6 protein-coding genes are annotated in these 7315 nt (G+C 72.1%); 2 read left to right on the forward strand and 4 right to left on the reverse strand.

Annotation, left to right across the window (positions count from 1 at the left end; genetic code table 11):
• Positions 1-179 precede the first annotated feature (179 nt).
• From AB0J40_RS47415 to AB0J40_RS47425, 3 genes are read right to left on the reverse strand one after another with little or no spacing between them, the layout of a single operon-like run.
• Entirely contained in the window at positions 180-1205 is a 1026-nt protein-coding gene (locus tag AB0J40_RS47415) for an NAD(P)-dependent alcohol dehydrogenase (RefSeq protein ID WP_364467257.1), read from the reverse strand.
• Positions 1202-1876 (reverse strand): iron-sulfur cluster assembly protein, encoded by a 675-nt coding sequence (locus tag AB0J40_RS47420; protein WP_364467259.1) that lies wholly within the window; start codon positions 1874-1876, stop codon positions 1202-1204. The genes AB0J40_RS47415 and AB0J40_RS47420 overlap by 4 nt, the downstream gene beginning before the upstream one ends.
• A gap of 1 nt (position 1877) precedes the next feature.
• Positions 1878-2891: an amidohydrolase family protein gene (locus AB0J40_RS47425; protein WP_364467261.1), complete on the reverse strand. Its 1014-nt coding sequence runs from the start codon at positions 2889-2891 to the stop codon at positions 1878-1880.
• Positions 2892-3055: 164 nt separating this feature from the next.
• On the opposite strand from AB0J40_RS47425, the gene AB0J40_RS47430 reads away from it, so the two are divergent.
• Positions 3056-4504, forward strand: a complete 1449-nt coding sequence (locus AB0J40_RS47430; RefSeq protein WP_364467263.1) for a helix-turn-helix domain-containing protein — start codon at positions 3056-3058, stop codon at positions 4502-4504.
• A 51-nt stretch (positions 4505-4555) separates the two neighbouring features.
• Here the strand turns inward: AB0J40_RS47430 and AB0J40_RS47435 are convergent, their stop codons facing one another.
• Positions 4556-5764 (reverse strand): MFS transporter, encoded by a 1209-nt coding sequence (locus AB0J40_RS47435; protein WP_364467264.1) that lies wholly within the window; start codon positions 5762-5764, stop codon positions 4556-4558.
• 80 nt (positions 5765-5844) lie between these two features.
• Here AB0J40_RS47435 and AB0J40_RS47440 point away from each other — a divergent pair, with 80 nt between their 5' ends.
• Positions 5845-7245, forward strand: a complete 1401-nt coding sequence (locus AB0J40_RS47440; protein WP_364467266.1) for a PLP-dependent aminotransferase family protein — start codon at positions 5845-5847, stop codon at positions 7243-7245.
• The last annotated feature ends 70 nt before the right edge of the window (positions 7246-7315 follow it).

A 7315-nucleotide genomic window follows, 5' to 3' on the forward strand; every position in this document is an offset into this window, starting at 1 on the left:
TTTCGCTGCACCAGGCCCCGGCGGCCCAGCCCAGCCAGTAGCGCCCCAATGTGGCCTTCGGTGCGTCAGACGCACCGAAGGCCACATTGGGTGCGTTGAATCAGCACTGCGGCGCGGAGCGCCTCCGTTGAGGGTGGTGGTGGGGCATCGGTGGAGCAACCAAGGCCACATTGGGGCGCTTAGGGGACGAGGATCGCGCGGCCGCGGATGTGCCCGGCGGCGAGGTCGTCGAGCGCCGTCTGGAACTCCTCCAGGCGGTACCGGGCCGTGTGCAGCTTCACCCGGCCCTGCGCCGCCAGCACCATCAGCTCGCCCAGGTCGTTGTACGACCCCACCAGGTTGCCGATCAGGTTGATCTCCGTGGAGATGATGTCGATCGTCGGGACGTCGATGTTCTCGCCGTAGCCGACGACGTGGTAGTCGCCCGCCCGCCGCAGCATCGCGATGCCGTCGCGCGTCGCCCCGCCCTCGCCGACGAAGTCGATCACCGCCTCCGCGCCGTGGCCACCCGTCAAGTCGAGCACCTGCGAGACCTGCGAGCCGTCGCCGGCGACGCCGTGGTCCGCGCCGATCGACACCGCCAGCTTCACCGCGTCCGGGTTGCGGTCGACGACGATCAGCTCCGCCGCCGAGATCGCCTTGAGCACCTGGATCCCGATGTGCCCGAGCCCGCCCGCGCCGATCACGACGCACTTGTCGCCCGGCCGCAGCCGCCGCGCCGCCTTCGCGGCCGCGTGGTACGCCGTCAGCCCGGCGTCGGCCAGCGCCGCGACGTCCGCCGGCTCCAGGGAGTCGTCGATCTTGACGACGCTGCGGGCCGACGTCTTGAGGTACTCCGCGTACCCGCCCGCCGTGTCGATGCCGGGGAACCGCGACTGTTCGCAGTGGACGTCGTCGCCGAAGCGGCACGCCCGGCACAGCCCGCACGTGACGAGCGGGTGCACGATCACCTTGTCGCCCTCGGCGACGTTGGTGACCGCGCTGCCGACCGCGTGCACCCAGCCCGCGTTCTCGTGCCCGATCGTGTAGGGCAGCGTGACGCCGGACTTCTCCTTCCACTGCCCTTCCAGGATGTGCAGGTCGGTGCGGCAGACGCCGGCGCCGCCGATCCGGACGACCACGTCGTACGGCTCGCTCACCTCCGGCGACGGGACCTCGGTCAGCCGCAGCGGCTCGTCGTAACCGACGACCTGGACCGCCTTCATGCTGTTGCCTCCATGGTGGATTCGGGGTAACGGGTGCGGAGCAGGCCGCGGCAGAAGTGCGAGTTGCCTTCGAGGGAGATCCGGACGGACTTCGCGAACCGCAGCCGCAGCGGGATTTCCTCGCGGGGGAACGGGGTTCCGTCGTGGTCGACCAGCACGGGCGACGCCGGGTCGTCCGGCAGCCCGAGCGCCTCGCGACGCCGGAGCAGTGCCTGGGAAGACGCGATGTCCGGCAGGTCGGCGAGGGTGACGCCGTGCAGGTCGACGTCCTCGTCGGCGCGCAGCAGCGCCGTGAGCGCGCGTTCCATCGCCGCCTGGTGGGCCTTGCGGCGGAAGGTCTCCCGCAGTTCTTCCAGGTCCTGGTCGGCTTCGTGGCCGAACGTTCCCCGGTAGCCCGCGTCGGCGGCGAGACCGGCATTGATGAGGTCCGAGTCGTGGTGGTCGTCCAGCTCCACCACGACTTCGGTGGTCCACGGCAGCGCGGTCAGCACGTCCTTGGCGTCGGACGCCATGAGGTAGGCGAAGTTCGGCGCGCAGAACGACGTCGGCAGTCGCAAGTGGACGGTCACCCGGCCGCCGGCCACGTCGAGGGACTTGACGAACCCGAGGTCGGTGATGGGCTCGTCGAGTTCCGGGTCGAGTACCGCGTCCAGCGCGGTGTGGGCGTCCACCTCAGGCCACCGAGACGGCCTGCGGCTCGACCGGGGCCAGCCGGAGTTCCTCCGGCACCGGGATGTCGTACATCGCCGCGGCGTTGAGGCCGAGGATCTTCTTCTTCTGGTCGACGGTCAGCGGCGCGTACTCCGGCATGTCCTCCGGGATCTGGAAGTCGACGAACCGCTCGATCAACCAGCGAGGCGTCCAGAGCGCGTAGTCGCTGGAGAACTGGATGCGGTCCTCGTCGAGCCAGTACAGCAGCTCGCCGATGATCTGCGCGAAGTACCGGGGCCGCGTGTGGATGAACGGGATCGCCACCGCGAGTCCCGCGTGGACGTTCGGCTCCTGCGTCGCGATCCAGCAGAAGTCCTCCAGCCGCGGCAGGCCGCAGTGCTCGACGACGAAGTTGAGGTCGGTGAAGTCGGTCGCGGCGTGGTCGACGTCGGCGACGTCGAAGGCGTCGCGGTCCAGCGGCCGGATCGTCGGTCCCTTGTGGACGTGGATGTTCCTGATCCCGAGTTCCTGGCAGGCTTCGAAGTACTTGTAGGTCCACTTGTCGTCGAGCTTGTAGCCGCGCGAGTCGCCCTGCCACTCGGCGGTGTAGAGCTTGACGCCCTTGAGGTCGAACCGCTCGGCGTCGCGCTTCAGCTGGTCGATCCCGGCCTGCTCGAACCGCGGGTCGAAGAAGTGGTTGTAGGTCAGCTTGCCTTCGTGCTTCCGAGTCAGCGCGAAGGCCTCCTCGGTCTGTCCGAAACCGTTGTTGTAGAAGGCGCTGAGATAGGCGGGCTGGAAGATCGCGTGGTCGACGTAGCCGTTCTCGAACAGGTCGCGCATCAGCCGCTCGCCGCCCTGGTAGAGGTAGTCCTCGTACGGCCAGACCTCGGACTCCGGGCTGAGGTTGCGGTGGTAGTCGTAGAAGCAGTCGATGAACTGCTTGCCGTGGACGTTGCGCTGGTTCTCCGGGCGCGCGTCCCAGAGCGCCACGTGGGCGTCCACGATGAAGTACGTTTCGCCGTCCTTGCGGTACATCCGGTTCCTCCACGTCTTCGTGTGTTGCTGGGACGGTAAGGACGTCGGGGCCGGTCAGGGACCCGTCCGGTGTCTCGATATGAGACAGCGCGGGCCGCCCTCACCCGGGCGGCGGACGTACGCTGGGCGGAGTCCCACGCAGCGGCGCGTCCGGAGGAGGTCGAGTGGAGAACCCGCAGGTGTCCGTCACGCGGTCGTTCGACGCGGCCCGGCTGCGTGCGTCCTGGCAGCGCAGCGAGCGCTACGGCGTCCCCGAGGACGAGGTCCTGCCGGTGTTCTCCGGCGCGGTCGACACCGGGTCGCTGCTCTACGAGTGCGGCACCGAGGTCCTGCGCGGCCTGCAGGCGACGCTGGCCAACGAGCCGATCAGCCTGATGATCACCGACAGTGAAGGTCTGGTGCTCAGCCGGCTGTGCACGGACGCGTCCATCAACCGCTCCCTCGACAAGGTGCACCTGGCGCCCGGCTTCTACTTCGCCGAGAGCAACGCGGGCACCAACGGGCTCGGGCTGGCGCTCGCCGACCGGGCGCCGTCGCTGGTCCGGGCGAGCGAGCACTACTGCACCGACCTGCGCGGCTACACCTGCGCGGCGGTGCCGGTGCTCGACCCGCTCACCGGGGCGCTGGCCGGGAGCGTCAACCTGACCACCTGGTCGGAGCAGTCGTCGGAGCTGCTGCTGGCGCTCGCGCAGGCCGCCGCGGGCAACACCGCCGCGCTGATGCTGGCCCGCGCGTCCGGGCGCACCGCCCGGCCGACCCCGCGCGGCGAGGTCTTCCGCGTCTACGCCGACCGCGTCGACCCCGGTGACCTGCCGCGGTTGTCGCCGGCGTGGACGACGGCGGTCAGTTCGGCGCAGTCGGCCTTCGCGGCGGGCCGGGTCGTGGCGGTCGTCGGCGAGCCGGGCGCGGGCAAGACGGCGCTGGCTTCGCTGGCGCGGCGGCAGCTGCGGCCGCGCGAGCGCGTCCTGAACGCGCGGCCGCCCGCTCCGGACGACGTCGAGACGTGGCTGACGCTGTGGACGCCGGAGCTGGCCAAGGAGGGCACGTGCGTGATCGTGTCCGGCGTTTCGGCGCTGCCGGCGTGGGCGGCGGAGGAGCTGGCGCGGCGGTTCGCCGAGGCCCGCGGCGACGGTCCGCCGCCGTACGTGCTCACCGCGGAGGACGCCGGCGCGCTGCCCGCGGCGCTGCGGCCGCTGGTCGACCGGGTGGTCGAGGTCCCGGCGCTGCGGTTCCGCCCGGACGACGTCCTCCCGCTGGCCCACCACTTCGCCCGCCGCGACCGCGGACGCGACGTCACGTTCACTTCGGCGGCTTCGCGCGCGTTGGCGGCTTACGACTGGCCGGAGAACGTGAAGCAGCTACGGCGGGTTGTGCGCGAAGCGGCTTCACGGTCCGACGTGGTCGATGTGGGGCATCTGCCGGCCGAGGTGTTCAGCGCGGCGGGCCACCGGCTGAGCCGGCTGCAGGCATTGGAGCGGGACGAGATCGTGCGGTGCCTGTCCGAGCCGGGGGTGACGGTCGTCCAGGCGGCGGGAAAGCTCGGCATGGGGCGGGCGACGTTGTATCGGAAGATGGCTCAGTACGGGCTTGATGCGCGGCGGCTGAAGTCCTAAGCGGACACGGGCAGGTGCGGGTCGCTCTGTGGCCGGCGCCCCGCAGCGCGGTCAGTGCACGCCGGCCGGCGTCCGGGCCGACTGGGCCCAGCGGACCGCCGGGCCCATCGCCGCTCCCGCGGCCAGGAACACCGCGCCCAGCAGCAGCCACCCCGGCAGGCCCCAGCCGACCACCACCGTGCTCAGCAGCACCGGGCCGACCGCGCGCGCGACCGACACGCCCGTGCCGAAGAACCCCTGGTACTGCCCCTGCCGGTCCGCCGGTGCCAGCGCGAAGCCGATCTCCCACGTGCCCGCCGACTGCAGCATCTCGCCGAACACCTGGACCACCGCGCCCACCACCAGCACCGCGAACGCCGTCCACGGCGACGTCCCGGCCGCCGCCAGCGCGAACGCCACGCAGGACGCCAGCAGTAGCACGCCGGACCGGCGGACCATCCGCGCCGCCGCGCCGATGCTCGCCAGCCGGCCCGCCACGCGGACCTGCAGCAGCACCACCACGATCGTGTTGAGCACGAACAGCGCGGACACCGTCCAGCCCGGCGCGGCCGTCCGCTCGACGATCCACAGCGGGATCGCGACGCTCAGCAGCGGCATCCGCAGCAGCAGGACCGCGTTCAGCAGCGTCACCAGCGCGTACGGCCGGTCCCGCAACACGGCCAGCTTCGGTTCGCCGGCTCGCGGGGCCGACGCCGCCACGGGCGGGAGCGCGAGCATGAGCACCGCCGTCACGACGAACGCCGCGGCGTCGAGCGCGAAGACCGTGACGTACGCCGAAGCCGTGTCGGCCGAGAGCGCGAGCCCGCCCAGCCCGGCCCCGACGGCGAGCCCCGCGTTGCCCGCCGACTGGAGCCGCGCCCGGACGCGCGTCCGGCGCTCCGGGTCGGCGAGCGCGGCCAGCAGGGCTTGCCGGACCGCGGCCAGGCCGGTCTGGCAGCTGCCGTAGAGGCACGCGGCGAGCACGAACACCAGCGGCGTCCGGACGAACGGGAACACCAGGATCGACGCGCTCGTCGCCAGCGCCAGCAGGATCGCGCACCCGCGGGCGCCGTGGCGGTCGGCGAGGTGGCCGAGCGGCACACCCGCGACCGAGCCCACCGCCCAGCCGAGCGTCAGGCCCAGCCCGACCTGCGCGGGGGTCAGCCCGGCGACGCGCGTGAAGAACAGGACCGAGCAGGTCAGGAAGGCGCCGTCGCCGAGTGAGCCGGCCAGCTGGGCGGCGGCGAGGAGCCGGGCGGGGCGGTCCTGGATCAGCGTCATGGGTTCACCGTAAAGCGACACTTGGCCCGATCACAGATCCAATTCTCTCGAATCGTACTGGGCCAATGTAGGCTCGCCGGATGGACTTCCACGTCAGCCTGGCCGGGCGCGGCGACCTGTCCGTCCGGATCTACCGGCAGCTGCGCGACGCCGTGCTGGACGGCAGGCTGCGCGCGGGGGAGCGGCTGCCGCCGACACGGGAGCTGGCGCGGCGGCTGGCCGTCTCGCGCAACACCGTCGCGGTCGCCTACGACCGGCTGACCGCCGACGGCTTCCTCACCGGCCGCGTCGGCGCCGGGACGTACGTCACCGGTTCGCTGCCCGCGCCGAAGCCGCGCAAAGCTCCTTCGCCGCGGGGGCCGCGGCCCAAGGCGATCTGGCGCTCGCTGCCGACGCCGGCCGCCACGGTGCCGGAGGCGCCGGAGTTCGACTTCCGCGTCGGCGTCCCCGACGCGGAGTTGTTCCCCCTCGAGACGTGGCGGCGGCTGCTCGGCCGGGAACTGCGCTCGGGCTTCGCCCACTACGTCGACCCCAGCGGCCACGAGGGCCTGCGCGCGGCAATCGCCCGCCACGTCGGCGTTTCCCGGTCGGTGCGGGCCGACGCGGACGACGTGCTCGTCACCCAGGGCGCGCAGCAGGCCCTCGACCTGCTGTGCCGGGTGCTGCTTTCGCCGGGCGACCGCGTCGCGGTCGAAGAACCCGGCTACCGGCAGGCGAAGCTGCTTTTCGCCTCGCACGGCGCCGAAGTCATTGGGGTTCCCGTGGACGGCGAAGGCCTCGACGTCGAGGCATTGCCGTCGCGGACGAAGCTGGTGTACGTGACGCCGTCGCACCAGTTCCCGCTCGGCACGCCGATGTCCCTGGGACGCCGCACGGCGTTGTTGGCTTGGGCCGCGCGTGCGGACGCGGTCGTCGTCGAGGACGACTACGACAGCGAGTTCCGGTTCTCCGACCGGCCCCTGGAGCCGTTGCAGAGCCTGGACCGCGGCGGGCGCGTGGCGTACGTCGGGTCGTTCTCGAAGACGCTGCTTCCCATGCTGCGCCTGGGTTTCCTGGTGGCTCCCGCTTCCTTGCGCGACGCCCTCCGGACCGCGCGCCAGCTGTCGGACTGGCACGGCGACGTCGCGGCCCAGGCGGCGCTGGCCCGGTTCGTCGACGAGGGGTTGTTCGCCCGTCACATCCGCCGCGCGACGAAGGTGTACGCGGAGCGCCACGAGCGTCTTCTGTCCACTGTGGACCGCAGGTTCGCCGGCCGGCTCCGGGTGGTGCCGTCGGCGGCGGGCCTGCACGTGTGCGCCCTGGCCGACACCGACCTGGAGCCGGTCGCCGCGCGGGCTTCGGCGGCCGGGGTGGCGGTGCAGACGCTGGCCGACCTGTGCGGCGGGTCGCCGTCGCCGGGGCTGGTGCTGGGTTACGGCTCGATCCCGGCGGAACGGATCGACGACGGCCTCGCGGCACTGGACGCGGCCTGGCGGTCGTGAGATACTTCGAGGTCCGCAAGATCAGCATCGACCAGCAGCGCGGCGTCACCGTCAACACCGTCGAGATCAC

This window comes from Amycolatopsis sp. NPDC049691, assembly GCF_040675005.1.
Classification (GTDB): domain Bacteria; phylum Actinomycetota; class Actinomycetes; order Mycobacteriales; family Pseudonocardiaceae; genus Amycolatopsis.

Bases quoted from the DNA above. Each gene is read 5' to 3' on its own strand.
- AB0J40_RS47415 (WP_364467257.1), bottom strand. From the start codon at position 1,205: ATGAAGGCGGTCCAGGTCGTCGGTTACGACGAGCCGCTGCGGCTGACC.
- AB0J40_RS47425 (WP_364467261.1), bottom strand. From the start codon at position 2,891: ATGTACCGCAAGGACGGCGAAACGTACTTCATCGTGGACGCCCACGTG.
- AB0J40_RS47435 (WP_364467264.1), bottom strand. From the start codon at position 5,764: ATGACGCTGATCCAGGACCGCCCCGCCCGGCTCCTCGCCGCCGCCCAG.
- AB0J40_RS47440 (WP_364467266.1), top strand. From the start codon at position 5,845: ATGGACTTCCACGTCAGCCTGGCCGGGCGCGGCGACCTGTCCGTCCGG.